At 43.8% G+C, this 26,110-nt stretch carries 27 protein-coding genes; 6 read left to right on the top strand and 21 right to left on the bottom strand.

The features are described from left to right. Positions 1-133: 133 nt before the first annotated feature. Positions 134-592: an Lrp/AsnC family transcriptional regulator gene (locus tag J2T20_RS16450; RefSeq protein ID WP_307590149.1), complete on the top strand. Its 459-nt coding sequence runs from the start codon at positions 134-136 to the stop codon at positions 590-592. A 321-nt stretch (positions 593-913) separates the two neighbouring features. Here J2T20_RS16450 and J2T20_RS16445 read toward each other — a convergent pair whose 3' ends face one another. The 6 genes from J2T20_RS16445 to J2T20_RS16420 form a co-directional block, all read right to left on the bottom strand. Beyond that, entirely contained in the window at positions 914-1,621 is a 708-nt protein-coding gene (locus J2T20_RS16445) for a DNA alkylation repair protein (protein ID WP_307590147.1), read from the bottom strand. Further along, entirely contained in the window at positions 1,618-3,813 is a 2,196-nt protein-coding gene (locus J2T20_RS16440) for a DEAD/DEAH box helicase (protein WP_307590145.1), read from the bottom strand. Before J2T20_RS16440 ends, J2T20_RS16445 begins: the two co-directional genes overlap by 4 nt. After that, the gene (locus J2T20_RS16435; protein ID WP_307590142.1) at positions 3,810-5,129 is read right to left on the bottom strand and encodes an ATP-binding protein; all 1,320 of its coding nucleotides are present in this window, start codon (positions 5,127-5,129) and stop codon (positions 3,810-3,812) included. Before J2T20_RS16435 ends, J2T20_RS16440 begins: the two co-directional genes overlap by 4 nt. A 7-nt stretch (positions 5,130-5,136) precedes the next feature. Beyond that, complete coding sequence (locus J2T20_RS16430) at positions 5,137-6,681, bottom strand: TerB N-terminal domain-containing protein (RefSeq protein WP_307590140.1); 1,545 nt, start codon at positions 6,679-6,681, stop codon at positions 5,137-5,139. 157 nt (positions 6,682-6,838) lie between these two features. Next, positions 6,839-8,041: an MFS transporter gene (locus tag J2T20_RS16425; protein WP_373457817.1), complete on the bottom strand. Its 1,203-nt coding sequence runs from the start codon at positions 8,039-8,041 to the stop codon at positions 6,839-6,841. A 93-nt stretch (positions 8,042-8,134) separates the two neighbouring features. After that, positions 8,135-8,869 (bottom strand): DUF1836 domain-containing protein, encoded by a 735-nt coding sequence (locus J2T20_RS16420; protein ID WP_307590136.1) that lies wholly within the window; start codon positions 8,867-8,869, stop codon positions 8,135-8,137. 114 nt (positions 8,870-8,983) lie between these two features. Between J2T20_RS16420 and J2T20_RS16415 the strand changes: the two genes are divergently transcribed. Further along, positions 8,984-10,288, top strand: coding sequence for a hemolysin family protein (locus J2T20_RS16415; protein ID WP_307590134.1), 1,305 nt, complete (start codon positions 8,984-8,986; stop codon positions 10,286-10,288). Positions 10,289-11,051: 763 nt separating this feature from the next. Here J2T20_RS16415 and J2T20_RS16410 read toward each other — a convergent pair. The 5 genes from J2T20_RS16410 to J2T20_RS16390 form a co-directional block, all read right to left on the bottom strand. Then, positions 11,052-12,002, bottom strand: coding sequence for a hypothetical protein (locus tag J2T20_RS16410; RefSeq protein WP_307590132.1), 951 nt, complete (start codon positions 12,000-12,002; stop codon positions 11,052-11,054). Further along, the gene (locus J2T20_RS16405; protein ID WP_307590130.1) at positions 11,992-12,531 is read right to left on the bottom strand and encodes a sigma-70 family RNA polymerase sigma factor; all 540 of its coding nucleotides are present in this window, start codon (positions 12,529-12,531) and stop codon (positions 11,992-11,994) included. The genes J2T20_RS16410 and J2T20_RS16405 overlap by 11 nt, the downstream gene beginning before the upstream one ends. 189 nt (positions 12,532-12,720) lie before the next feature. After that, positions 12,721-13,227: a GNAT family N-acetyltransferase gene (locus tag J2T20_RS16400; RefSeq protein ID WP_307590128.1), complete on the bottom strand. Its 507-nt coding sequence runs from the start codon at positions 13,225-13,227 to the stop codon at positions 12,721-12,723. A gap of 28 nt (positions 13,228-13,255) precedes the next feature. Then, positions 13,256-13,609, bottom strand: a complete 354-nt coding sequence (locus J2T20_RS16395; RefSeq protein ID WP_307590125.1) for a VOC family protein — start codon at positions 13,607-13,609, stop codon at positions 13,256-13,258. A gap of 123 nt (positions 13,610-13,732) precedes the next feature. Continuing rightward, complete coding sequence (locus J2T20_RS16390) at positions 13,733-14,008, bottom strand: hypothetical protein (RefSeq protein WP_307590123.1); 276 nt, start codon at positions 14,006-14,008, stop codon at positions 13,733-13,735. A 155-nt stretch (positions 14,009-14,163) separates the two neighbouring features. Between J2T20_RS16390 and J2T20_RS16385 the strand changes: the two genes are divergently transcribed. The 3 genes from J2T20_RS16385 (at position 14,164) to J2T20_RS16375 (ending at position 17,038) form a co-directional block, all read left to right on the top strand. Beyond that, positions 14,164-15,396, top strand: a complete 1,233-nt coding sequence (locus J2T20_RS16385; protein ID WP_307590121.1) for an aminopeptidase — start codon at positions 14,164-14,166, stop codon at positions 15,394-15,396. A 16-nt stretch (positions 15,397-15,412) separates the two neighbouring features. Beyond that, positions 15,413-16,642: an aminopeptidase gene (locus tag J2T20_RS16380; RefSeq protein ID WP_307590119.1), complete on the top strand. Its 1,230-nt coding sequence runs from the start codon at positions 15,413-15,415 to the stop codon at positions 16,640-16,642. A 219-nt stretch (positions 16,643-16,861) separates the two neighbouring features. Continuing rightward, positions 16,862-17,038 (top strand): hypothetical protein, encoded by a 177-nt coding sequence (locus J2T20_RS16375; protein ID WP_307590199.1) that lies wholly within the window; start codon positions 16,862-16,864, stop codon positions 17,036-17,038. Positions 17,039-17,148: 110 nt separating this feature from the next. Here J2T20_RS16375 and J2T20_RS16370 read toward each other — a convergent pair whose 3' ends face one another. From J2T20_RS16370 to J2T20_RS16330, 9 genes are all read right to left on the bottom strand, one after another. Beyond that, a complete protein-coding gene (locus J2T20_RS16370) occupies positions 17,149-17,841 on the bottom strand; it encodes an AlkZ-related protein (protein WP_307590116.1) in 693 nt (230 codons plus the stop codon). 48 nt (positions 17,842-17,889) lie between these two features. After that, positions 17,890-18,468 carry a TetR/AcrR family transcriptional regulator gene (locus J2T20_RS16365; RefSeq protein WP_307590114.1) on the bottom strand — a complete coding sequence of 193 codons (579 nt, stop codon included), beginning with the start codon at positions 18,466-18,468 and terminating at the stop codon, positions 17,890-17,892. A gap of 5 nt (positions 18,469-18,473) precedes the next feature. Continuing rightward, entirely contained in the window at positions 18,474-19,184 is a 711-nt protein-coding gene (locus J2T20_RS16360) for an MBL fold metallo-hydrolase (RefSeq protein WP_307590112.1), read from the bottom strand. A gap of 411 nt (positions 19,185-19,595) precedes the next feature. Further along, on the bottom strand, positions 19,596-20,060 hold the full coding sequence (locus J2T20_RS16355) for a DUF6773 family protein (RefSeq protein WP_307590110.1): 465 nt from the start codon (positions 20,058-20,060) through the stop codon (positions 19,596-19,598). Continuing rightward, complete coding sequence (locus J2T20_RS16350; RefSeq protein ID WP_307590108.1) at positions 20,057-20,266, bottom strand: helix-turn-helix transcriptional regulator; 210 nt, start codon at positions 20,264-20,266, stop codon at positions 20,057-20,059. The genes J2T20_RS16355 and J2T20_RS16350 overlap by 4 nt, the downstream gene beginning before the upstream one ends. 151 nt (positions 20,267-20,417) lie before the next feature. Beyond that, entirely contained in the window at positions 20,418-21,194 is a 777-nt protein-coding gene (gene pstB, locus J2T20_RS16345; RefSeq protein WP_307590106.1) for a phosphate ABC transporter ATP-binding protein PstB, read from the bottom strand. Between the two features lie 51 nt (positions 21,195-21,245). Then, a complete protein-coding gene (gene pstA, locus J2T20_RS16340; protein WP_307590104.1) occupies positions 21,246-22,142 on the bottom strand; it encodes a phosphate ABC transporter permease PstA in 897 nt (298 codons plus the stop codon). Further along, entirely contained in the window at positions 22,139-23,041 is a 903-nt protein-coding gene (pstC, locus tag J2T20_RS16335) for a phosphate ABC transporter permease subunit PstC (RefSeq protein WP_307590101.1), read from the bottom strand. The genes pstA and pstC overlap by 4 nt, the downstream gene beginning before the upstream one ends. 92 nt (positions 23,042-23,133) lie before the next feature. Further along, positions 23,134-24,081, bottom strand: a complete 948-nt coding sequence (locus J2T20_RS16330) for a phosphate ABC transporter substrate-binding protein (protein WP_307590099.1) — start codon at positions 24,079-24,081, stop codon at positions 23,134-23,136. A 194-nt stretch (positions 24,082-24,275) separates the two neighbouring features. Here J2T20_RS16330 and J2T20_RS16325 point away from each other — a divergent pair, with 194 nt between their 5' ends. Beyond that, positions 24,276-25,151 (top strand): LysR family transcriptional regulator, encoded by an 876-nt coding sequence (locus tag J2T20_RS16325; protein WP_307590097.1) that lies wholly within the window; start codon positions 24,276-24,278, stop codon positions 25,149-25,151. A gap of 99 nt (positions 25,152-25,250) precedes the next feature. On the opposite strand, the gene J2T20_RS16320 is transcribed toward J2T20_RS16325, so the two are convergent. Then, positions 25,251-26,099 carry a class I SAM-dependent methyltransferase gene (locus J2T20_RS16320; protein WP_307590095.1) on the bottom strand — a complete coding sequence of 283 codons (849 nt, stop codon included), beginning with the start codon at positions 26,097-26,099 and terminating at the stop codon, positions 25,251-25,253. Between the last annotated feature and the right edge of the window lie 11 nt (positions 26,100-26,110).

The raw sequence follows: 26,110 nt of genomic DNA, 5'->3' as shown, positions 1-26,110 counted from the left end.
TTTACTATTGTGAGTTTATTATATAAAATAAGTTACCTTCATTACATAAGGCAATTAAGTTATATTAGCCTTGTAACAATTAAAATCAAGCTAGTTTGTAGAAAAATCCTTATATTTAAAGGAGTCGATTTCGATGGACCATGTTGACAAGCAAATCCTTTTCCACCTTCAATCCCAAGCGAGAATTTCTATGACTGAACTAGGTAAATGTGTCGGTTTATCACAACCCGCAGTAACGGAAAGAGTTAGGCGTATGGAGGAAAAGGGGATCATCCGTGAGTATCGCACCATTGTTTCCCCGGAAAATATCGGAAAACATGCTGCTGCCTACATCCTATTTCGTTCAAGCGATTGTCACGCATTCCTTGATTTCTGCCGCTCAACACCTGATGTCGTCGAATGTTACCGTATAAGTGGAGAACACAACTACTTATTAAAAGTAATATCGGACTCAACACGATCCCTCGAGGAGTTCGGAAATCTATGTGATAAATACGGGACCTACACGATTCTAATCGTGATGTCATCGCCTATCGATCATAAATTTCTTATACCTGCGCTTGATGAAGCAAACGTAAATATACTGAACTAGTTAAAACGTTGCTCATAGGCGAAAACAAACCCAACAAAAATGAGGGGTTCGCCGCCCCTCTTTGCTCTATATCCGCCACTACATCTCAAATACTAGTTTTTTCAAACCAACAGTGCGCAGAGTCAACACAAATTAGAATGGTAGCGATTACAATTCATCCCTGCCTAAAAAACCCAGATGCCATCTATCAGCTTCAAGGTTAACATATTGATTAAATTATTGATTTGTAATATTCCGATATTTCTTACGACTTTATATCCTTTAAAGAAATACATAAACAGCGCGCACCCAATGAATATCGGCACGCGCTGTTTATGTATTTTAACACCTTACATGTTTGCGTTTGAAACCAAGTTGATTTTTATCTACTGCCTTTTGAATATTATCGGAAGCTAGCAGGAACTTGCTTTTTGCCTTATCCCGATTGACTTCTACCGGGCCTACAGCCTTGGCGGTCTCAACCGCCTTATCATGAAGTGGCAAATAGGATACACCCACTGTGTAAATAAAACTATTCATAGAAAATTTAGTTCGTTCAGGACAATCATGTATCGTATTTTCCACAAGTTCAAGCAAATTGGCTAATTTGCTTTCGGAAAACTTTATGTCTGGACGACTACCCAAAAGCCAGCAGTAACAACTCCAGCCTGCTGACATTTTAAGCTCTTCACCGCTTGCGATCCATTTATCGGCAACTTCTTGAGCAATATCAGTTTCTGCCAAGGTTACTGCAACCACAAAATCGGACAACATATAAAAATATGCCGCATCTATCCAACGCTCAAAATCCGCTTCAGTCATAGCTTTTGGATCTGCAATGATGCCGGCAAAGTACATGGCGTCATAATTCCCTGAGCTGTAAAGCTCCTCAGCCAAAGGCTGATTTATTTTAGTTTTCTTGAAGATGGGCTTCATTGCACCTGTAGCCACGCCAAAAAGCGGTTCATGCGCACCATTAGATTCGTATATTTTCTTGGTTCGTTCCTTGCCGAGAGCCTCAAGCTCCTGCATAACCATTTCAAAATTCATAATTTTAACGCTCCCTTCAACACCTCAATCAACCCAGGTACATCCAGCCCATCTAACGAATACGCCTTACGCAGCAGCTCATGAGGAATGAACTCATCATACTTGCCAAGGTAAGGCGCTTCATCCGGTGACAGCAAGGATAAGGGTTCGGTGGCAGCGGTACATTCCGCGATAATCTCTGCTTCCAGTGTTTCCGCATCTGTACTTCCGGCAACAACCATGTAATAGGGCTCCATGGGTACAATTGAACGCAATTTCAGCGGACCTTTTAGATTGTTCTTAAGCAATCTTTCCAGGGTACGGAATTGTCGACTGCCTGCCCATGGCAATATGAACATAGAATCACCGCCTGCGGGAAGAACAGATCGTTCCAGTAGACCGCTTTCCTTAGCCAATCGGCGAGCCCGTTCCAAACGTGCCGCGGCACTTGGAGCTAAATAGGGATAGAGTGCGGTTTCAGCCAAAATTTCGCGAATTTTCCGCATGATACGGGTATGCACATCTCCACCTGCTCCAAGCCATAGAGTATCTACTTTCCCGCGTGAAGTCTTGACATATACGGCCTTATGACGTGTGTCTACTTCCTCTACCTTCCAAAGCTTACCTGCCAGTGTAAAGCAATAACCTGGTGGCGGAACCGTTGTAATGGAGCCAATTTCTTCTGTACCATTGTAGACAACATGCTCCTCGTCATCCTTGAACACAGCGTAAAACCGGAAGTTGTTCACGATTTTTTCTCCAGCCATGCCAATGATTAGGCTTCCTTCATCCATCCGCTCGATTTGACCCATTCCGATCATGTAAGTCATGAAGGTCTCATAGTCTGTCTGATCAATACTCCTGAAAGACGGTAGGCTAAGTACAGCCTCTCTTAAGTCGTCAGGTTCGGCTTCCCCCATGCTTTTCAGGATACTCATGGTCTGATGATAGAGTAATCCCACGGGCAGCTTTCGAACAACTAGAGGTTCAACCCATTTCTCTCGAACGTACAGCTCGATCACCGCAATCGCCCGAAGCAGGGTCCACGGCATTCTTGCAGGCAGTTGTGCCTCCTCGTCCTCCTCTTCAGGAGTGACGAAGATCATCTCAGACGCGGCATCTCCGCGCCTTCCGGAGCGCCCCAGACGCTGTACAAAGCTGGCACAGCTATAAGGTGCGCCAAGCTGCAGCACCCGCTCCAACTCGCCGAGATCGATGCCAAGTTCCAAGGTTAAGGTTGCTGCCGCAACCGCAGGCCCTTGTCCTTGGCGAAGCGCAGCTTCGGTCTCTTCGCGCAGCATAGCGGAGATACTGCCGTGATGTACGTGAAATACATCCCGTTCCCCCCGCTTCGCTGCCGTTCGCCGCAGCTCCAGTGTAGCTGTCTCGGCATCCGAGCGACTATTCGTGAAGATCAGAGCTTTTTTAAGATGGGTATGGTCGTAGATATAATCAAAGTAAGCTTGTCGTGCACGCTCCAAATGTTCTGCCTGCACTTCATCCCGTGCATCGGGAAAGGAGAAATGCTCTACACTGAGACGAAGCTTACGTCCCCCTTGTGGTGCGGATACCTCAACCTTTTCTCTTGTTCCCGCAGCAAGCCACTCCGTAACAGAAGCGTAGTCGCTAAGTGTGGCAGAGAGGCCAATTCGGCGTGGAGAGCACCCGGACATACGGGAAATTCTCGCCAATTGACTTAGGACTTGAATGCCGCGGTCGGCTCCCATGAACGCATGGACTTCATCGACTATAATGAAGCGTAAATCATGGAATAACGCCGGAATTGCATTGGGGCGGTTCATGAGCAGGCCTTCAAGTGATTCCGGTGTAATCTGCAGGACACCCGAGGGATTCTGCATCAGCTTGGTTTTATCGGCTTGAGGTACGTCACCATGCCAATGCCAAACGGGTATCCCGCCTTCCCGAAGCAAGTCATTTAAACGGGTAAACTGATCGTTAATTAACGCTTTAAGCGGAGCAATATATAGAATTCCTACAGAAGTTGATGGACGTTCATGCAGATCGGTAAGTGCCGGAAAAAAAGCCGCTTCTGTTTTGCCGGAAGCCGTACCCGAGGCGATCAGCAAATGATGCGGCGTATCGAACAACACACGGCAAGCGTCCACCTGTGCCTCACGTAAGGTTTCCCAACGATTTTTGTAAATGAATTCCTTAATAAAAGGAGCCAGCCGGTAAAATGGATTATCGCTCATAATTCAAACTCCGCCAGGAAACCGTCTAGCTCATTTTGCTCCGGATCTACGGGCTTCGAAGTACGTTCTCCCACCAGCTTCTCGAAGGAAACTTCAGGGTGCTGGTGCAGAGTGTGTAGCAAATCCATGAAGTCGCGGATGACCTCGCGCGGAGTCAGAAGCTCTTCTGCGCCCAATCTACCGACAGCCTCTTCCATAAAGTGTACTAACTGTGTCTGGGAAAGTTTAGCCTCATAGCCGTAATGCATGGCATGAATATTCTTAAGTTTCTGCAGCAGCACTAGTATTTCTTCATGGGAGAGCATGTCCAACGCAATAATAGGTCCGGTGAAATTGTTCAGACCCGATCCGCCATAACGCCCAGCCACCAGTCTGGAGCGGAGCGCCTCATAGCTGAATAAGCCACGCCGCCCATCCTCTACGAACTGCGGTGTTCCGCCGATAAAGATTCCGAGACTTTCAGCCTTCCCCTGCATCGTATCGTTGAACATGGTGAGCAGCTTCTCATAATTGCTTTGACGGGAAATACTGTTCGTTATTTTATATAGATTTACACCTTCGTCTATAAAGAGCAGCAGCCCCTTATATCCAATGGTAGCCGTAAATTCCGCCCACAGCTTCATATAATCATACCAATTGTCATCATCGATAATAACACCCACACCCAAGGCCTTCCGTGCTTCTGTTCGGGTGGCAAATTCACCGCGAAGCCAACGAAGCGCATCCTGCTTCATATCATCGTCGGCTAGCTTATGTCCGTTCCAATAAGACGCTAATACTTTTGCAAAATCAAAGCCATGAACAAGTCCACGCATCTCGGAGGTAACCGCATAAATTCTCTGCTCCACCTCTTCTCCAAGCTGGGGATGATCCGGGCCAATGCTCTTTTCCTGCATGACATTCTGTTGTAGCGAAAAAATCCACTTTTGCAAAATAATCTCCAGTGCCCCGCCGTCCGGGCGTGTCCGTGTCGATAAATGACTCATCAACTCCCGATAAGTCCCAAGTCCCTGTCCCTTTGTTCCCACCAAACGTCTCTCAGGAGACAAATCAGCATCTGCCACCACAAAGTCCCGATCCATCGCGTAATTGCGGATCATTTGGAGCAGGAAGCTTTTGCCGCTGCCGAACTTTCCGGTAATCAGCTTGAAAACAGCACCCCCTTCAGCAATATTGTCCATATCTCGTAATATGGCTTCAACCTCTGGTCTTCGTCCGACGGCGATATGCTCCAGTCCTATACGCGGCACTACACCTGCTGTCAGTGAGTTGACGAGTGCTGTCGTCATCCGTTTGGGTATTTTAATATCATTCATCTTTCATTCACCTCATTAAGTATTGCAGCATTGGAGCATATTCCTCAGAGATTTCTTCCCCGTCTATAAGCAGGTCACCTAAAGTGTCCATGGCCAGTTCATTAATCTCATCGATTAACAATTCAGGCATAGTCCCGCTGGATACAGCCAGTTTTTGAAAAGGAAGCCAACCCTCTACTTCATTAAGCAGGAGTATTGCTTCTCGTTGCAACGGACTAAGCACTGCAGCAAATTTCTCCCACCCTGTGGCTCTCACGATCTCAAAGTCCGCATCTAGGTTGACACTTACAACAATCTCCTTCGGTTTCTCATCGTCAGTCGTGGCTGCGATCTCGTAATCATCCTCAGACATTTCATCTGGAATGACGACTTCCTCCACCATGAGCAAAGTTCGAACGATTTCGGAATCCGTCTGCAAACGTTCCAGCTTCTCTTGATCAATTACTACAACCGGACCCTTCTGCTCCTGCTCTGACTTACGGAACTCCCGATGCAGAAAGCGGGTCACAAGATCGTCCATATCCGCATCTACTTTAACGCCCTTAAGCCTTCCCCGATATCCCATTAACTCTCTAAGCTTATTCTCGGTCAGGCGAAATAATCGTGTGATAAGACTACGAAGCGGTAGAGACTTGCTGACTCGAACGACAGGAATAAGTATGGAATATCCATAGAGAGAGATGTCGTATACAGCACTGCGGAATAAGTATCGCTCCCGATTCAGCGGCGGACTTGGCGGGAACATCTGCACCAGGTTCTTGCCGTGTTTACGGGTGACATAGGCATCGATTAGAGCTACTACCTGCGGGATGTAACGTTCAGCAGCTTCTTTACCTTCACCTAGGTAGAACTTGGACTTGCTAATATCATAATCGGACATCACCGTTAATCCTGCGAAGGACAGCAGTTCACGATAGGATGACAGGCAGCGCATCAACTCAAGCTCCGCCAGATCACCCGCCAGACCGCGTGAACGGGCGACGATTGTAGATAGCGGCACTTCCAGGTGATGCACAAATGAAAAGTCTGCAATCCAGCCTCCCAGATATTGATCCAGCCGTTTATATGTATCCCGATATGCTTCCCACAATTGACACAGTTGTCTATATCCCTCAGAAGGTGTGTCCCATCCCACTCCATTAATAAGCTCGTACACATGCAAAAAGATATAAGAAAGATCTGTTTTATGATATCTACCCGACCTAACTTCATCACGCCAATAGAAATACCATCTATTCTGCGCTCCAGTCATATGACCATAGGTGGGCCAATAGCTTTTAAAGGGTACAAATAGTGCGGGTGCTTCCTTGCGATGCTCAAGCTCTCTGGCCCGTTTCACGAACTCCCCTTCTGTAGTTGTTACCGGCTCTTTAACTTCTGACTCTATATCCCAGAGCTGCAGCTGTACCGAGGTGTCAGAGGCCGCTTTAATTGATCGAATCTTATTCGGCTTCACTTCTTCAGATGAATTACGCGGAGGGATGGCTACATTCTGTTCCGTACTTTCCCAGACCAACTCCGTAAAATGAGGTTGTTTCTTGTCATTCCCCATGTTCCATCCCTCCATCCATTGTCGAAGATTACAGTTTAATACGAAAAACGGTCCTGTTCACAAACGTGAAGGAACCGTTTATTCATTATATAAGTTAGGTTCATATTAGCATTGTTGCTAGAGCAACTTCAAGTTAAAGTATACAAAGATTTGGGGATTAGATAAGCTCCGTTCCTTTGGTTTCTTTTCCAAGAAAGAGCACAGCAAGCGCACCGATAATGATGGTAACGAAAAAAATCATAAAGATAGATCCGATGCCCACAGAGCGCCCTACAAGCACCCCGACCCAAAGCGGCGCAATAATACCGCCAATTCTCCCGAAGGAAGTCGCAAGGCCTGAACCCGTGGAACGTATTGCCGTAGGGTACAACTCCGGTGTATAAGCATACATTCCACCCCATGCCCCTAGGTTAAAGAAGGACAAGCAGATCCCTGCTGCCATAAGCATACCCTCTGTCGTAGAGTTTCCGAACCACGCGGCGCTCACTGCTGTTAATAACAAATAAACCACTAATACAAACTTACGTCCAAATTTCTCAATAAAATAAGCAGCTGTAAAGTAACCTGGGAGCTGGGCAAGCGTCATAATTAACACATACTCAAAACTTCTAACCAAGCTGAAGCCTTTAAGTACCATGACGGTTGGCAGCCACAGGAACATACCATAATATGAGAATATAACTGTGAACCACAGAATCCAGAGCATAATCGTAGAACGTCTATATTCCGGAGACCAGACGATTGCTACGCGTTTCTTTAAAGACAAAGGAGCCTTTCGGATTTCCGCAAACCGTGGAGAATCATCAATCGCACGCCGCAGGTAAATGGCATACAAGGCAGGAAGCGCACCAATAGCAAAAGCCACTCGCCATCCATAATCTGGAATTACGAAGTAAGCAATTAAAGCCGATGCGATCCAACCAAGCGCCCAAAAACTCTCCAGCAGAACAACGGCTCGTCCTCTCTCCTCTGCGGGCATACTCTCCGAAACCAAAGTAGAAGCAACCGGCAGCTCTCCACCCAGACCGAATCCGGTAACGAAACGCAACACACATAATACGGCAAATCCCGTTGCAAAAGCGGATAATCCGCTCGCCGCAGAAAAAATCAACAACGTCCAGAGCAGTACCGATTTACGTCCAAAGCGGTCTGCCATGATCCCTGCCGCCGCCGCACCAACTGCCATTCCTACGGAGTTGATGCTGGTTAATATTCCAATCTGCTCCGGCCCAAGCTTCCATTCTTTTGCTAATGCTGCCACAACAAAAGAAATCATGCCAACATCCATTGCATCAAACATCCAGCTTATGCCTGCACTGAACAACAGCTTTCTTTGCTTCGGATTCCGCAGCAGTGTCATTTGATTCACCTGAAAAACCTCTCTTTCCTACATAGCGACTGTGAAACATGTTGATATAGCTTGTTTTACCTACATATATTAAAATTGAAACGCTTAAAAATCAAGGAATAACGCTGCGTGAAAGGATTGTCTGGCAAGAGACTGAAAATAACAGGTTTGAACGGAAATCGCGGCTATGAATATAGTGTTCCAGACAGCCTCGCTTTGTGTTCGTGTAAGATGAGCCAACCTTTTTATCATTCCCTCTGTAGAATCCTCTATAACACAGTCCTTCCATGACTTTTCTCCCGTAATATTCCGAGCATTCATTTGATGATTCTGGAAAGATGGATTACATTTGATGGTTTCAAAAAGACCCGCATATGCCTTATATAGCTGGGCAGGCTCTATCAGATCATCATCATCACGTTCAGGCTTCAGGAATAACTGGTGAAACAGCTGGCGAATGCTTTCGAAATCAAGGGCTGATTTTAAATCATCTATCATGAACAATAACGCCGCCTGATTCATGGAGTACTTCTTCCCCTGACGCGGCGAGCCCAAATATTCCTTGAAGTCTCGTTTTACCCAATTCTGCATGGCGGTTACGGAAAGTGTGGAATACTCTATATGGCTGCCCAATGCCGCAATGTCTCCAAGAGACAAACCTTTTGGGATTCGACCTTTCATTATTTTTTGCACAATCACTGGAAGTTCATTCTGATTCTCACTTTGATGAAATTTCGTCCATGCTTCCTGTAAAAGTTTCGATGGTTTTTGTTCCAAATTTCCGGTTAATGAGAGCAGTAGATAGGACATTTCTTTTCGGGTCAAAATAAATGATTCCATGCTTGGGATGCCTCCCCATTTGATATTTTAACGAATATTTCGTAGAATAGGTTCATAAGAACTCATAATTTGAGTATAACCTACTTATAGAATGAAAGGGATGGTAAAGATTTAATGGGTATAGGACTCAGTTTAACGTTGGTAGCTGTTTTGATTGTTTTAACTGCGTTTTTTGTAGCTACGGAATTTGCGATGGTAAAGCTAAGGAGCAGCCGAATTAGTCAAATGGTTTTGGAAGGGCGTAAGAACGCCGTAGCAGTTCAAAGGGTTGCAGCTAATCTTGATGGTTATTTATCCGCTTGCCAGCTGGGGATTACGATTACAGCGCTCGGAATCGGTGCGCTTGCTGAGCCGGCGTTTGAACAAATGCTACTTCCGTTATTTGATTGGTTAGGCATAAATGTTGATTTAAGTCATTTTCTAGCTTTCGCACTTGCTTTCTTCATTGCGACTTTCTTACATGTTGTTGTCGGGGAACTTGCTCCGAAAACCGCTGCTATTAACAAGCCGGAAGAAATCAGCCTGATGACAGCCTTACCGATCATTTGGTTCTATAAAATCCTGTATCCTCTGATTTGGCTTCTGAACGGTTCTGCGAATCTACTAGTCCGCCTATTTGGTATGAAACCTGCAAGCGAGCATGGGGACGCGCATTCCGAAGAAGAAATTCGACTCATCCTTTCTGAAAGCTATGAGAGCGGTAAGATTAATAAGGCTGAGTACGGATACGTAAACCGAATCTTTACTTTTGACGAAATGTTAGCCCGTGAAATAATGGTTCCTCGAACGGATATGGTATGTCTCTTTACGGATCATTCTTTGCAAGAAAACTTTGCTATAATCCGCAAGGAACAGTACACTCGCTTTCCCGTTGCTGAAGGCAATAAGGATAACATTATAGGGATGATTAATACAAAGCAGCTTTACTTGGAGTATGACAACAATCCTGATTTTAATTTCAAAGGTTTGATTCAACCGGTATTAACGGTCTCCGAAGTTACACCTGTTAAGACTGTCTTGACCCGTATGCAGTTGGAACGTGTTCATATTGCCCTTTTGCTTGATGAATATGGCGGAACGTCCGGCCTTATAACGATTGAAGATATATTGGAAGAAATTGTGGGAGAGATCCGTGACGAATTTGACGGTGATGAGCGTAGAAATGTAGAAAAACTGAGTGATTTCAATTATTTATTCGATGGCAAGGTATCTTTGCTTGAGATCAAGCAGTTAACGGGTCTCGATTTCGAGGATGATGAGGTAACAACAATCGGTGGATGGTTATATAGTCACCTTACCGACCCTGCGGTTGGTAAAAGTGTATTGCGTGAGCATGTGAAGGTTATTGTTCGCGAAATGAACAGACATCGAATTCGGAAGGTCGAAATCATTATAGATTCACCTAATAACCCCGAATAATCCGAGAAAAAATTTCATTATAAAGATTGAACTTAAGATTTTTATAATAAAGGATTAGTCGCACTGCGGTGAATGTTTGGACTTCCGGCCGCTGTTGTAGTAAGACTTTCTTTGATTTAACCCGCTTTTAGCGGTTGAAATCCGGATACAGCTTATGCTTTCGAAGCGAGCTTTCCTACGGAAAGCTTTCGGGCGGTCGCTACCGCTCCTCCAGTTCCAAAATTCCCCTTCGTCACTCCGTTCCTTTTTCTCTAATTTTAAAGTTCAATTTAGGCTCTTTCTCGAAATCAGTGCTTGATTTTCCGTTTACGTCACTGTGCCGGGAACGATTTCGATTTAACTTCGCCTGATGTTTCACCGGGTTTGGGGCAACTACGTCTTACAAGTAGCGAATCCGGGTTGCGGACCAGTCCTTCGGTGAATTAGAGGGGAAAATGCCTGCTAATACCGACCGAAACGCCATGAATATGAGATTAAAGGGAAAAATACCCCTATAATCTTACCCATACCGTCCCAAAGAGGTATATCCTCAAAATTAGCGGGCAAAATTCCCTCTAATTGCCCAAACGGGGTAACGGGAGCAGAAATAGAGGGAGAAAATTCCTCTATTGGGCGTAACGGATTTCTGTCTTTCTCGTCACCTGTCAAGAACTGATTTTAGTGTTGAGCCTCAATTTATATAGATTAAAAAATGACGTGCAAATTGACAATCAATTTGACACGTCATTTTTGTTGTTTAATCAAGGTTTTACAGCAAAAGTATTCACTGTTGCGTTAATTCTTCCCAAAATTGATCAAACAACTCGGGATCCATTTTGAAATACAAACTGGAAAATCCGTAATAAACATAACCATCTTTTATGATTACCAAACTTACTTTAGAACCGTCCTTTAATTGAATGGTCATTTGTCTGTACTCGTCATTATTTCTAAAATCGCCTAATTCTTTTTCAACGCTTTGACTTAAATGGGGAATCGCAGCATTTAGTTCTTCTACGAAAGTATTTAACAAATCTACATTTTCAATTGGATAAAATTGATCTACGCTATTATACCAATCACTATAAATTTGGTATTGTGCACGTACGACATTTCCAATCATGTTCAGTTTACCAAAGACATCTCCGCCGTCACGTACAGTAATTCCATTTAAGCATTCAAAAAATTCAGAATAAATAATCCCATCGTGTTCACTATACGTCATAATCCTGAAATCCTTGTCGTACCCAATAACCGCATAAACATCTGATTTTCCAATGGTCGAGGCTAGCTCAATATCAAATGCAGCCTGCTGACTCCACTCGTCAATATTTCCAATAGTCGTTCCAAGCTTTTCTCCTACAAGATCTTTTACATCTTCACTATCGATTTCTGTTGCTGTTTGTGTATATATCTTTCCGTTATACACAATAAGTCCGATCATATCCGCAATCTCATTTACTGTATTTTCAGGAAGCTTAAGGGTTGGCACTTGTACAGCCCCATTTTCAATTGCATGGATTGATTCATTATTTGGCGATGGCTCCATGTATTCTCGAATATAGTTGAAACTGACCAATAAGATAAGTAAACTGGCTGCAACTGCTAGTACATTCGACCATTTCCGTCTCGTTGAAATCTCTATTTTTGCTTTCTGAACACCCATTTTACTTCTTTCATGAAGCTCTCTTGGAATTTCAATTCTATCTATTTCTTGTTTTATTTTATTGCCCATACACATCATCTCCCTTCAATTCTTTGCGGAGTCTTTTTAAAGTTCGGTATAAGATTGTTTTGGCTGTTCCCAGTGGAATATCTAAGCATCCCGCAACTTCCTTGATGGTCATATCGTGATAAAATCTTAATACGATGACACTTTTTTCATCATCATCCAACAACTCAATTAATTCTTGAAGCGTTACTTCCAAGTCAATATCTTCTTTAACATCTTCGGAAATAAGCTCCATAACACTTGGTTTCATTTGAACAACTTTTTTTTGTTTTCGAAGCATATCAAGCGCACAACTTATCGCAATTTTAATGAGCCAAGTTTTAAAGTATTTAGGTTCGTTTAAATTTCCAATGGATTTGAATGATCGGTATGCCGTTTCTTGAACCACATCTAGTGCATCATTTTGATTTTTAACATACATAAATGCGGTTCTAAAAATATCGGCTTCATATTGTTGAAACAATTTTATAAATGCTTTATCATTGCCTTTTCTAGCTTTGTCTATTAGCCGCAGAATTTTAACCACCCCCATTGTATGGCTTACATCTATTAGACGTACAAAGTTTTAATTTGGCTTTAATTATATGTTTGAACTCATTCCCACAAAAAAAAGGCGGCAATTATGCCACCTCCTTTACGATTTCGTCTCAATTTACTGATGAGTCTTTCTTGTTTGTGTGGTCCCCTCACAGGACCCCAGATTATGTATTCAGTTTGAAGACTATTCTATAATTTTACCCATGTAATACTCATCCACCCATTGTCCATTCACTTTAAGCGACTTCACTCTTGTTCCTTCGATCGCAAAACCGCTTTTAACATATAAGGCCAAGGCTCGATCATTATGGGTCATGACTGTAAGCTCAAGACGAATAACTTGATGTTCTAAGGCCCATTCGTCCATTTCATGAAACAATGCTGTTCCAATACCTACACCCTGATATTGCTTCAGAATTCCGATTACAACGTAAGCACTATGTCGATTTCGGCGTACGGTGCCCCCTCTTAGGGATATGAATCCAACAAGCCCCCCGTCTACCTCTGCACCAACAAGGACTGAGGTCTCTGCCATCATAAAATTTTCTATCATTTCCCTAACCTGCTGCAGACCGCTCTGTCTTTCATCAGGCTCAAGCAGCATGAAGGAAGATTCCTCATCCAACTGATGCTGTAAATGTAGTAACTGCACCGAGTCCTCTGGCACCAGTTTTCTAATGGTAATCATCATTTAGAGTCATCTCCTAGGATAAATCATATCAGCAGCGGCAAATCATCAGTACATTCCCATCAGGATCCTTGAAGTTGAACCAATGGTCATGTTCGATATCCGTCAGAATCTCTGCTCCGCATGCCTTCACAAAATCATAGGCTGCATCAATATCTCTGGTGTTCAAATGAAAGGCTGGAGCATTCAACACACACTCTCTTGTAAAGATTCTACTATCAAGCACAATTCCCGGCCCTTCCATAGGAACCACGTACAAATGTCCGAATAGGACTTCTTCTTCAATCGGCAGCCCCAATAGATTGCAATACCATTGCTTGGATCTTTCTATATCACTTACAGGTATAAAAACTGCACCGATCTGATTGAGAATTGGACTTGTCACTGTATAACCTCCTATTGGAAGATCAGGCTGGCATTAGCTTAACCAATTCGATAAAAAAAGTCATTTTCCTTCTATAAAAATAGAACGAGATAATACCCGGCGACTGGTTGCCGCCGGCATGTGTTATTCCCCTTCAACTTCCTGTGCATCCAAGGCTGCGTCTAGTAACTCATTGTAGATATCATCATTAGTTTCGAGCAAAGCATCCGTCTGCAGCATCTCTTCCTCACTTCCAGGTTCACCAGCGAAGCTAAGACTGTAATCCCACTCCGTGCCTCTAGTACTGAAAAAGGTGATTTCATAGTTCGCTTTATGATTGTCCATACTGAATATGGTCTTCCCAACAAAGCTTCTATCCTCGTGACGACGCATTTCCGAACCTAATATCTTAATTGTCATACCTAATATCTTCCCTTCAAATATGATCACTTACCACTCACAGTATATCATTGAAATGATCGTAAATCCCTCCCCTTGTCCTCAATTGACTTTTTTCTTCCGGCGGTTAATAATTTAGTACAATGCTTACTATTTAGAAATTGGAGGAAACTTTCATGAGTAATTTTCAAATTCAGCTGCAAAAATATGCCGATCTAGCCATACAAATCGGTATTAATGTTCAACCGGGTCAAACACTGGTAGTGAGTGCACCGATTGTGGCTGCGGATTTCGTACGTCTAATTACTGCCAAAGCGTATGCTGTGGGAGCCAGTCTTGTGAAAGTAAATTGGAACGATGAAAGTATAACTCGCCAGCAGTTCGAGCATGCAGCCCCGGAAACGTTTACTAAAGCGCCGACCTGGTTCGCAGGTGAAATGACAGAATTGGCTGAGAACGGTGCGGCATTCCTAACTGTGCTTGCAGAGAATCCCGATGCGTTGAAAGGGATCGAACCAGAACGGATTGCTAATTTTCAAAAAACACGCGGAGCCGCTCTAACCAAATACCGTGAGATGCAAATGTCTGATAAAGTGAGCTGGTGTCTTGTTGCCATTCCATCGCAAAACTGGGCGGATAAAGTATTCCCTGATATCCCTGCAGAGGAACGTGTAGAAAAACTATGGGAGGCCATTTTCCACACCGTAAGAATTGACCGTGAAGATCCAGTGGCTGCTTGGCACGAGCATTTAATCAATCTGGAGCAAAAATCAAATGTACTCAACGCCAAAAAGTATAAAAAATTGCACTACATAGCTCCAGGTACCGATCTAAGCATTGAACTTCCGGAAGGACATCTGTGGGCCCAAGGAGATAGTATTAACGCTAAGGGGCATTCCTTTGTGGCCAACATGCCTACAGAAGAAGTATTTACGGCTCCACTCAAGACCGGTGTGAACGGCGTAGTACGAAGTACAAAACCGCTTAGCTATGGCGGAAACATCATTGACGGGTTTTCGATTACTTTCGAGAACGGCCGGATTACTCATGTAACGGCAGAGAAAGGTCAAGAAACCCTTGAGCATCTGATCAGTCTCGATGAAGGTGCTAAATATCTTGGTGAAGTAGCGCTGGTTCCTCATCGTTCACCGATCTCGGAATCTAATATTTTGTACTATAATACCCTCTTTGATGAAAATGCTTCTAATCATCTGGCTATTGGTACCGCTTATGCCTTTTGTTTGGAAGGCGGCAAGGAAATGACCCAAGAACAGTTGATTGAGCACGGTCTTAACACTAGTGTTACCCATGTAGATTTTATGATCGGTTCAGCAGAAATGAACATCTACGGCATTACAGCCGACGGTGTTGAAGAACCGGTGTTCCTTAACGGAAACTGGGCATTTTAAAATAGGAGGGTTCCTTATGTTGGATTTCAAACAAAAGCTGGAGAATTACGCATTACTGGCGGTAAAAATAGGTGTGAATATCCAACCTGGACAAAAGCTTGTTGTAAATGCCGATATAGCCTCTGCGGAGCTGGTTCGTTTAGTTGTAAGAAAAGCTTATGAAGCCGGGGCACAGCTTGTGAAGGTTAATTATAGCGATGAAATCGTTACTCGTACGCGATATGATTTGGCCCCTTCGGAGTCCTTTCTTGAGCCTCCAAAGTGGCAGGCTGATGAATTGGAGGATATGGCGCGGAATGGAGCCGCCTTTCTTACCATCATCTCTGCTGATCCGGACCTGCTAAGCGGTGTTGAATCCAGCCGGATCGCTGACCACCAGAAGACTACCGGCCAAGCTCTGTCCGGTTATCGGGAGCTGCTCATGGGCAATCATGCCAGCTGGAGCGGTCTGGCTTTCCCTTCCCCATCCTGGGCAGCCAAAGTGTTCCCTAATGCACCTAAGGAACAGCAAGTCGACCTTCTGTGGGATGCTATTTTCAAAGTTGTACGCGCCGATCAAGCAGATCCGATAGAAGCTTGGCGCCTCCATTTGGAAGGTCTGAAGCATAGATGTGATCTTCTAAATGATAAGAAATACCGCAGTCTTCATTATATTGCACCCGGTACAGATCTCACTATAGAACTTCCTGAGGGTCATATCTGGTGTCAGGCCGGGACTGTGAACGATCGCGGTATTCCTTTTCTCGCTAACATCCCTACCGAAGAGGTTTTCACTGCGCCGCTTAAGACTGGAGCCAACGGTACGGTTTCAAGCACCAAGCCGCTCAGCTATGGCGGTAATATTATTGACCGCTTTACTTTGACACTCGAGAGCGGCAAGGTTACAGCCTATACCGCAGAGGTAGGTCTAGATACGTTAACTACCCTTTTATCCATGGACGATGGAGCCTCTTATTTCGGTGAGGTTGCCCTTGTCCCCTTTCATTCCCCTATTTCGGAGAGCGGAATTCTCTACTACACGACGTTGTATGATGAAAATGCATCTTGTCACCTGGCTCTTGGAGCTGCTTATGCCTTTACCCTTCAAGAAGGCACTGCAATGAGCAAAGAGCAGTTGCTGAATAAAGGGATGAATCAAAGTCTCATTCATGTAGACTTTATGATGGGTACATCAGACATGAATATCGATGGAATTACAGATGATGGTACTGCTGAACCGATCTTCCGTAATGGGAATTGGGCCTAATCCATTCATTTGACAAATGAAAGTTAACACAAAACAACCCGTTCACGTCCCTCTTTTCTAGGGGTTGAACGGGTTGTTTTTGGCCTAAATACGTATTTCACACGCATATTAGTCCAAATTTGAACTTTTGTTCAAACTTTATTCACAAATCTGTTGAAATTTATTCACAAAAGTGTCACAATAGAGTCAAGGAATAACACTTCTAAGGAGGCGGTTGACATGATGAAAGACCCGTACAAAAATGAAGTCGAAAGAGTAGAAATGGAACGTAAGGAAGAATACCATACCACTGATTCCAGCATTGTAGCTTCCAATGCGATTAAATACACCGCCTATGTCATCCTGTTTTTTGGATTTCTGTACTTTCTGGTTCAGTATATCCTGCCCATGCTATAAGTTCATGAACAATCAACGGTTCAAATTCGAAAGCGCTTACGGCTAATCCTAGCTCTATTCGTACAGAGCAGTGAGTAGCCTTTTTTGTTTGCATTGAGCAGCCTATTTACTTACCATTTCCATGCTTTATACATCCATGTCTTAGCCGCAGGAGACCATACTTTATCCATCTCCGATTTCAGCCACTCTTTGGCTTCCGTTCGAGTCCCTTTGAAGGGCGAAATTCCGCTATCTTCCATCCAATGCGAAACTGTCTCAAAGGATGTACTGTTCCATCCGCTCTTCTCACCCTCTGCATTCTTTCGTTCATCTACACCTGATATTACAATGTCCAACGTGCCCTGGAGCTCCGTAACCGCGTTGTCGAACGCCGTTTTCTTTTCCGTGGCTTTCATGTCGGCTTCTGTACGAAGTCTCCGAGTCTCAATACCTTCATCCTCACGAATGATACGGAATAAAGTCAAGGCTTCTCTGCTGCAAAGTCCATTCTTATAACGTTCTTCAAGGGTAGATCCACTTCCTAAAGCTGCGACATAGGCAGGAAACCACTCCTTCGAGATCAGGATCGCTTTCTTCTTAATAAATTTGCCATAAGCCGCAATTCCTTCCCCAGGAAAACGAGCGCGCCAAGCCCACGGGTCCAACTCAGAGCCAGTGTGCCAGTTCTCTGCTTTTGTTAGACTATTCAGCGATGGGTGGTCCGGGAGAAGTGTAGCCAGCGGTAAAATGCCGATCTCCGATATAATATTTGCTGCCTCATCATAGGTCGTAATTCCGCCCTGTTGAGCTTCACTGTTTATCAATAGATTGTCATCTCCTTATTAACGAATATTGTGTCACTCTGACTTAGATCATTCACCTTCAGAGTTCATCCTGCCAATTCCAGCGATAAATGTGTCAATTAGGCGGGACAGGCTTACATTAGAATCCAGCGGCATGCCGAAGCCTCCCTTATGCTCAAGAGAAGCGAATCCGTGCAATATGCTCCTTAAACCTCTTACTGCATGAATCGTACCCTCTTCTCCCAAATGATAAACCTGAAGGACAAGGATTATTAACGATAAAATCTTATCACTTATGGCTGCCAGCTCTGCATTCTGTCCCTCAGGCGCTCTTAAGGTGGTCTCATATAGACCTGGATGACTCCGGGAAAAATTCACATAAGCTAGTCCCATGGCATGAACAGCCGTTGAACCGTTCGCCCCCTTGGCTGCTTCAGACATCATTTCATAGAGCTGCTCTAATCCATAAATGGCAAGCTGCGTACGCAAGCTCTGTAACCCACTGATATGATTATACAAAGATGGTGAACGAACTCCTAACTTGGCTGCAAGAGCTGCTAAGGTAACTTCCTCTATTCCAAATTCATCAGCAATTTGCGCTGCGGCACTAACTATAGTCTTTGTATCCAGACCTACGCGGGGTGACATAAGCTTTATTTCACTCCTTTTTTCATAGCTACATCAATGGCTGCCTGTAACTTCTCACGCGGCTGCTTGAGTAAATTCCCGTGTCCCACTGCAAGTAATGAGGGCGATGCGTCAAGAATCTTGAATGCACTGGCTAAAGCAGCTTCCTTATTCCACGTTGCCATTGCCGGGAAGGGAAACCAAGGGACAATCGTACCGGATACAGCCGTTCCCCGAAAGGTCTGAAAAGCATCACCAGTAATAATTGCCCCGCTTCGACTGTCTAGAAATGACATAGATCCTGGAGTATGTCCGGGAGTACTTATTGATAGTAAAGAACCTACTTTATCGCCATCGTGTAAAAGAATATCAGGTTTTGTGGTGACCTTTTTTGGAACTCCCCCCCGGATAGGAGTCGAAGGCTCACCGGGTCGAAGTGATATATCTCCTTTTAACAATGCTGAATCCCGTTCTGAAATGTACACTTTCGCTTCCGGAAATTGTTGTTTCACTCCGTCCAACGCACCTACATGGTCTTCATGTGCATGCGTTAATATGATTCTCGTAATTTCCTTATCCAAACCCTTCACCGTGCGAAGAATTCCCTTTACACTGAAGGGCAGTGCCGCATCAATAAGAGTCAACCCATCCTCTTCCTCAATAAGATAACAATTCACTGGAAAAAATCTTGGCATCCAAGTTAGCTGTAGCAAATATCCTTCACGAGTAATGCGCATTATAATCCCTCCCGTAACTAATGGTATTAGTTACAATATAAACTAATGACATTAGTTTTTCAAGAGGCAGTTAAGTAAAGCTAAGACTCATTCTTTTTATTTGAACATGTTATTCGAGCTCAAACTCAAAATTAGGAGTTGACCAAGAGACATGTCTAACTTAAAAGAGAGAACCTGGGCTTAAACGGACAGAGAAGACCCTATTTGAGCAAAATTGGACGATTAATAATTTATACGGACTCCAGGGACGCTATTGAGTAGTTTTCTTACCAAAAGAGGCTGTTTTTAATTAAATAGTGTCTCCTGAGTCCGCATAGGATTCGCATGACCCTTTAAGAATTAAATAGCGGCTATACAGTCCGCATAAAGGAGTAGGGTATTTCATCAACCACTAGTTTTGGATTTAAACCGTTATTCGAGGTTTTTATTTGCATTTTTATTAGACTTTTTGATCATAAACCACTGTAACCAGGTAAATCCAACATAAAATATAATAGCTCCAACAAGTGTTTTCATTATGATTTGTGTAGTGTTCATATTTCCACCCTCGGTAAGATCAGAAAAAAACATGATACTAGCCCATATTAAAGTTGCAACAGCCCCTCCAATATAATTACTCTTCTTCATTTTCTTGATATTTTCTTGTTTATTGGGGAGTAGATACAGACCATCTTTTATTTTACGAAATTCTACGTATAACCCTGAAATCACAAGCATAAGCATCGTGTCTACATAGTCTTCTACATCCCATTTTAAAATAAATACCTTCACAACTAAGCTGGCCATCAATAGTGCGCTAAGCAGCTGAAATCCTTGTGCTTCATAACGCTTTATACTCGCTGTAATCCGCTCATCCTTAATCCCTTTTTCCCTCATTCTTCTTCCTCCCAAAATAGATCATTTAATTTGGTGTTAAGTGTCCTGCAAATTGCAATACATAACTTGATGGAAGGATTGTAGGTTCCTGCTTCAATTAGACCGATCGTTTGCCTAGTAACACCCACTTCTTCTGCCAGCTGCTCTTGGGAGAGATCCTTCTGGATGCGTGCCAGCTTCAATTTCATATTCTTATGTTCTCCCATGTAAGGACTCCCTTTATGTATAAATTATCCATCTGAACTCATTGTAATCTATAACTACCAAAATGTACAATATATATTGCATTCTTTACTTAAAAAAACACTTTCCAAAGGGAAAGTGCTCCGTCTTCAATCTTCTACCTAACTTCAAACATCAACCGAATCGGCCCATGATATATTCCTGGGTCATTTGATTCTCCGGATTCGTAAAGACCTTGCCTGTCTTATCATACTCCACAAGTGAGCCAAGGTAGAAATAGGCTGTATAATCTGAAATCCGTGCAGCCTGCTGCATGTTATGGGTTACGATCACGATCCGCAGTTCTTCCTTGAGTTCCTTGATAAGTTCCTCAATTTTACCTGTAGAAACCGGATCAAGCGCAGAAGCAGGTTCGTCTAACAGTAGGATTTGCGGATTCACAGACAACGCTCTTGCAATACACAGACGCTGTTGCTGACCGCCGGATAGTGCCAGCGCTGAATCCTTCAGACGATCTTTGACCTCATCCCACAGCGCAGCACGTCTTAGGCTACTCTCAACTATTTCATCTAAAGCCTTTTTACCTTTTATGCCATGATATTTGGGTCCAAAAGCAATATTATCATAAATAGATTTATAAAATGGATTTGGCTTCTGCCAGACCATGCCGATCTTTTGACGAAGCTTGATAACATCAGTACCCGGTGCATTAATATCAATGCCGTCGATCCAAATGCTCCCTTTCGTTGTGGATCCGGAAATTTCATCATTCATCCGGTTCAGTGAACGGAGAAATGTTGATTTCCCGCAGCCGGACGGGCCAATTAGTGCAGTCACTGTATTCTCAGCAAAGGGTAAGCTGATCCCTTTTACCGCTTCATATGTGCCGTAATAAATACTTAAATGCTCCGTTTGAAAAGACTTCCCAACTGCCGTTGCGGTCGCTCCCATTTCATACGCCTCCTACAAATGTCTTCTAGTTCCGCAATACTTGATCTATCTTTAGTTCATTCTTTTTGAGGCCGTAAGCTTACGGTAGATATATCTGCCGAAGAATCGGGCGGCCAGATTGAATATCAATATCGTAATTACGAGAACAGCTGAGGCTCCGGCAGCAATTTGGGCAGCATCCGGTGCTAGTCCTTCACTGTTGATCTTCCAAATATGTACGGCCAGTGTTTCTGCCGGACGGAAAGGATTCAGCGGCGAAGTAGGACTAAGTGGATTCCAGTTATTAAAATTCAACCGCGGACTGCTCATTCCTGCAGTAAACATCAATGCCGCTGCTTCACCGAATACACGGCCGGCTGACAAGATGGTACCAGTGATGATGGTCGGCAGTGCAACTGGGAATAATACCGATGTTACAATTTTCCACTTGGACAGCCCTAGCGCAAAGCCGGCTTCCTTCTGCTGCTTCGGTACGGTGCGGAAAGCCTGCTCCGTAATTCGTACCATCAGAGGTAAATTGAATACCGTTAACGCCAAAGCACCTGAAACCAAGGAGAAGCCGAGATTAAAATAGTTCACGATGAGTAACAGGCCAAACAATCCGACTACAATGGACGGGAAAGAGGATAATACTTCCACAATTAAGCGGATAAACCCAGTTATTCTTCCAGGTCGTGCATATTCAGCCATATAAATTCCGGCACCTAAGCCGAGTGGCACTGTGATAAGTAAGGTTAGTACAAGTAGATAGATCGAGTTGAAGAGCTGTGGACCCACGCCTCCGCCTGCACGGATCTTCTGCGGTGGTGAGAATAAAAAGTCCAGACTCACATGACTTAAGCCCCGCATTAGAATGTATCCCAATAAGCCCAACAGAATACCTACAATGAGTAAAGCGAAGAATACGATAACGCCTGTGGCAATTTTATCAACCGTTCTGGGCTTCAAATCTTATTCCTCCTTTCAAGAAGGCGGACGAGGAAGATAAATACAAAGGTCATCAACATAAGCACAAGCGCCATACTCCATAGAGAATTATTATGTGCTGAACCCATTGTTGTATTTCCCATACCGAGTGTAATAACACTTGTTAAGGTAGAAGCCGATTCGAATAATGACCGCGGAACAAACGGTGCATTACCGATAACCATTTGTACAGCAAGAGCTTCACCGAATGCGCGTGCCATCCCCAAGACAATTCCCGTCATGATAGCAGGCAATGTTGTGGGAATAATCACACGGGATATCGTCTGCCATCGGGTGGCACCTAGTGCAAAGGAGGACTCCTTTAAGTTTTGCGGCAAAGAAGACAGCGCGTCTGCAGCCACGCTTGTAATGGTAGGTAGAATCATAACAGATAAAACAAGCGCGCCTGCAGCAACCCCGATACCCTGACCGGGAAATGTATTACGTAGAAACGGTACAATTACACTAAGACCGATGAAACCGTACACGACAGAAGGAATACCTGACAGCAGTTCGATGACCGGCTGCAGCAGTTTTTTACCCCATCCCGGAACAATTTCCGTCATAAAAAGTGCAGCGCATATACTCAGCGGACTGGCAATAAGTGCAGCTAGAAGTGTAACCAGAAAGGAGCCCGCTATGAAGGGAAATGCCCCATAAGATGCAGGTTCAGCTTCAGGAGACCATTTCGTACCGAATAAAAAGTCGGAAACGGTAACATCGCCGCTTATAAAAGTAGAAACACCCTTGGACGCTACAAAATAAACCATTGATATAATAATGACTACCAAGAGCAGCACACACAAGGACATATAAGAACGCCCGATAAAATCTTCAATATGATGTTTTTCAAAACGTGATTGTTTTAATTTACCCCTCAAGAAGGCTCCCTCTTTCTAAAGTGAAAAGAGAGGCAGAAGATTCCGCCTCTAATCACATGAAGTTCTGATGAATTTTAGCTTGGAAGTTGTATTTACTTGGTTGTTACGTTTCCTTCAAGATCCCGTGAGACCTGCATTTTCGAAGCTGGAATGTAACCTAGTTCTACAACATCGCCAGTTTGTACTTCGTCTGTCAGGAAGTAATCAAGGAAAGCTTTTACGGCTTCAGTAGGCTCACCATTTGTATACATGTGTTCGTAAGCCCAAACCGGATATTTACCAGATATAACATTATCTACTGAAGGTTCAACACCTTCATAACTGATAGCTTTTACTGAATCATCAAGATAAGACAGACCCAAGTAACCAATTGCACCCGGAGTTTCTCCAATCATTTTCTTAACGGTACCGGATGAATCTTCTTGAATGGAGCCTTGAAGATCTTCAGTTTTCATTCCCAGGGCAAAACTTTCATAAGTAGCACGTGTTCCGGAGCTGCCTGGACGGTTAATGATTTGGATCTTTTGATCTGCACCGCCAACTTCCTTCCAGTTCGTTACTTTACCTGTGAAAATATCAACCAACTGCTGCTTCGTCAATCCGTCTACACCAGCATCTGGGTGAGTTACTGTAGCAATCCCTACAACAGCTACCTGATGATCTACAAGAGCTGCGGCTTTCTCAGCATCAGCATCTTTCAATTTTTCTTCTGCGAATACATCAGAGTTACCAATATCCACTTGCTTCTCAGCAACCTGTGTTAACCCTGTTCCGCTGCCTCCGCCTTGTACTTGAATATCCACACCTGTATTAGTTTCCATGAACTTCTCTGCTACCTGTTCTACCAGCGGTTGCAAGGCTGTTGAACCGGAAGCTAGAACGGAACCACTCAGATCTGCACCGCTGCTTGCTTCTGTTGGTGCATTTGTAGCTGCTGCGTTGTTACCACCGTTATTGGTCGTTGCATTATTTCCACATGCCGCAAGTGCGACTACACTAGTTAAAGCCAAAGTCATAATCCATGATTTTCTAAATTGCATTGTTTTTTGTCTCCCCTTTAAAGTTTTGTGTCGCTTCTGACTCTTCTTATTCTAGAGCTCGTTCGTCAGATAAAAGTCATAGTTATGTAAAACGAAAGATAAATAATCTAATATAAATTGTATATTGTTATAGATATAATCTATACTCAGAAGACAATAAGTTAGTATTACGTTGATCTTATGGAGGTATGACCATGAATTACATGAAATTGCATGTCCTTGTTCTTATCGAAAAGTATAAGAAAGTTACGGATGTCGCTTCGGAATTGGGGTTGAAACAACCCACAGTAACCTTTCATATGAAAAGCTTGGAAAGTGAGCTTGGTACTCCCTTATTCCAATATAGAAGCGGCCGGGTATTGTTAACGGAAGCCGGAAGAACACTTTACCAATATGCCGTCAAAATTGTATATCTGACTGCGGAGGCCGAACGAAGTATAAAACAATTCACCTCGCCTTTCGATGGAGAATTGGAAATTGAGGCCGGTTATATTCCTGGAACTTATCTTCTGCCAAAAGCAATCTCATCATTCATGAAAATGTATCCCGGATCGAAGTTGTCTTTAACCATTCAGCCGGATGCACTGCTTCGAGAACGTTTACGTCTTCAGGAAATACATTTTGCCTTGCTCCATAGTGTGGACACTAGCGATAAATCCTTTAACTATCAGCTGTTAGATGACGAGGATGCTGTACTGATATATGCTCCCGGGCACCCTTTTGATGGAAACCATGATCTCACAGTTGAACAAGTGGCAAGTGCTCCTTGGGTACAGCATATTGAAGGTTCAACACTTCGTACGATTGCGGACAAATGGGCTCAGCTGAATCAGGTACGATTATGGAACCGGACGGAGCTCAATGCCCCGGAAACGCTCAAAGCCATAATTAGTGAGGGGGATGCGGTAGGGATTTTTTCGAAAAAAGGTATTGAAGCAGAGTTATCCTCAGGGCGATTACGTTATTCTAACTTGCCGGGGATTCAGACGGAGTTCGGCGGGTTTATGCTGGCGTGGCGGAAGGACTATGCCCTCTCTCCTCTTCAACAGGCTTTTGTGAAGATGATCTAATCCGAGAGATAATAAAACAAACATGATTAAATTAAAAAACCCGGTACGTCCACAGTCACTTCAAGCGACTTTTAGACATACCGGGTTATCCTTTTTTCTCTATTTGTTTGATAAGCTTTTCCCTGCTACTAAGGTAAATGTCTTAGGGATACCTTTGTCATATACATCGGAGGATAGATTAGGTTCCTCTACAAGCTTGCTTATAATAAGACCGCTGCCGGCTGCTGCCGTAACGATTTCGCCTAATGTCCACCGCCGCCAATACACGACACTTTGCTGCTCACCATCTCCCATTGTACCGGATGGAGGCAAGTATTTAGAATAGGATACTTTCTTTTCTTCTAGGCCGGTATCGAAGTAGTCTCCGGTGACTTTATGCTTGCGGACTTTAGCCGTAGAGCCCTTGGATGAAATAAGCTTAGTGGTTACCGGGTGGAAATCCCGTAGTACAAAGATGCCTCCAGGAGCGAGTAAACGATAGGCTGTATTCATAAACTGACTAAGATCGGTAAAATAATGAACGATCCCCTGTTCAGCAAAGACAATATCATATGACGCATTTAGAGTTACTTCCGGTAACTTCAACACATCTGATACGATGTATGTTAAAGGGATTCCAGCCTCTTTAGCCAAATCCGCAGCATAACGGGCATTGGCCTCCGAGAAATCCGCAACAGTAACTTCTGCCCCCAACAAACCAAGCGCAACAGCTTTCATACCGTTTGAACCCATCAGATTCATGATTCTTTTTCCTGATACTTCTCCAAAATAAGAAGAGATCGGAAATAGTTTATTGGCCGGATCTTTACGCAGCTTAACTGCTGCTTCGGCAGGAGTCCCGAAACGGCTAGTCCAAGCGCTGTATGTATCTTCATTCCAGAGTTCTTCACTGCTGGGGCCAGCTTCTTTCCTGAAGTCTGGTTCATTTTCTTGACTATGTTCTTTCATGGTTGTAACCC

The organism is Paenibacillus wynnii (assembly GCF_030812855.1).
Classification (GTDB): domain Bacteria; phylum Bacillota; class Bacilli; order Paenibacillales; family Paenibacillaceae; genus Paenibacillus_AQ; species Paenibacillus_AQ wynnii_A.
This window is presented reverse-complemented; position numbering and strand designations above follow the sequence as displayed.

Coding starts and splice junctions, on each gene's coding strand:
- J2T20_RS16325 (WP_307590097.1), top strand. CDS start 24,276: ATGAATTACATGAAATTGCATGTCCTTGTTCTTATCGAAAAGTATAAG.
- J2T20_RS16380 (WP_307590119.1), top strand. CDS start 15,413: ATGTTGGATTTCAAACAAAAGCTGGAGAATTACGCATTACTGGCGGTA.
- J2T20_RS16330 (WP_307590099.1), bottom strand. CDS start 24,081: ATGCAATTTAGAAAATCATGGATTATGACTTTGGCTTTAACTAGTGTA.
- J2T20_RS16425 (WP_373457817.1), bottom strand. CDS start 8,041: ATGACACTGCTGCGGAATCCGAAGCAAAGAAAGCTGTTGTTCAGTGCA.
- J2T20_RS16410 (WP_307590132.1), bottom strand. CDS start 12,002: ATGGGCAATAAAATAAAACAAGAAATAGATAGAATTGAAATTCCAAGA.
- J2T20_RS16350 (WP_307590108.1), bottom strand. CDS start 20,266: ATGGGAGAACATAAGAATATGAAATTGAAGCTGGCACGCATCCAGAAG.
- J2T20_RS16420 (WP_307590136.1), bottom strand. CDS start 8,869: ATGGAATCATTTATTTTGACCCGAAAAGAAATGTCCTATCTACTGCTC.
- J2T20_RS16355 (WP_307590110.1), bottom strand. CDS start 20,060: ATGAGGGAAAAAGGGATTAAGGATGAGCGGATTACAGCGAGTATAAAG.
- pstB (WP_307590106.1), bottom strand. CDS start 21,194: ATGGGAGCGACCGCAACGGCAGTTGGGAAGTCTTTTCAAACGGAGCAT.
- J2T20_RS16440 (WP_307590145.1), bottom strand. CDS start 3,813: ATGAGCGATAATCCATTTTACCGGCTGGCTCCTTTTATTAAGGAATTC.
- J2T20_RS16375 (WP_307590199.1), top strand. CDS start 16,862: ATGATGAAAGACCCGTACAAAAATGAAGTCGAAAGAGTAGAAATGGAA.
- J2T20_RS16365 (WP_307590114.1), bottom strand. CDS start 18,468: ATGTCACCCCGCGTAGGTCTGGATACAAAGACTATAGTTAGTGCCGCA.
- J2T20_RS16450 (WP_307590149.1), top strand. CDS start 134: ATGGACCATGTTGACAAGCAAATCCTTTTCCACCTTCAATCCCAAGCG.
- J2T20_RS16320 (WP_307590095.1), bottom strand. CDS start 26,099: ATGAAAGAACATAGTCAAGAAAATGAACCAGACTTCAGGAAAGAAGCT.
- J2T20_RS16430 (WP_307590140.1), bottom strand. CDS start 6,681: ATGGGGAATGACAAGAAACAACCTCATTTTACGGAGTTGGTCTGGGAA.
- J2T20_RS16415 (WP_307590134.1), top strand. CDS start 8,984: ATGGGTATAGGACTCAGTTTAACGTTGGTAGCTGTTTTGATTGTTTTA.
- J2T20_RS16385 (WP_307590121.1), top strand. CDS start 14,164: ATGAGTAATTTTCAAATTCAGCTGCAAAAATATGCCGATCTAGCCATA.
- J2T20_RS16400 (WP_307590128.1), bottom strand. CDS start 13,227: ATGATGATTACCATTAGAAAACTGGTGCCAGAGGACTCGGTGCAGTTA.
- J2T20_RS16390 (WP_307590123.1), bottom strand. CDS start 14,008: ATGACAATTAAGATATTAGGTTCGGAAATGCGTCGTCACGAGGATAGA.
- J2T20_RS16405 (WP_307590130.1), bottom strand. CDS start 12,531: ATGGGGGTGGTTAAAATTCTGCGGCTAATAGACAAAGCTAGAAAAGGC.
- J2T20_RS16435 (WP_307590142.1), bottom strand. CDS start 5,129: ATGAATGATATTAAAATACCCAAACGGATGACGACAGCACTCGTCAAC.
- J2T20_RS16360 (WP_307590112.1), bottom strand. CDS start 19,184: ATGCGCATTACTCGTGAAGGATATTTGCTACAGCTAACTTGGATGCCA.
- J2T20_RS16445 (WP_307590147.1), bottom strand. CDS start 1,621: ATGAATTTTGAAATGGTTATGCAGGAGCTTGAGGCTCTCGGCAAGGAA.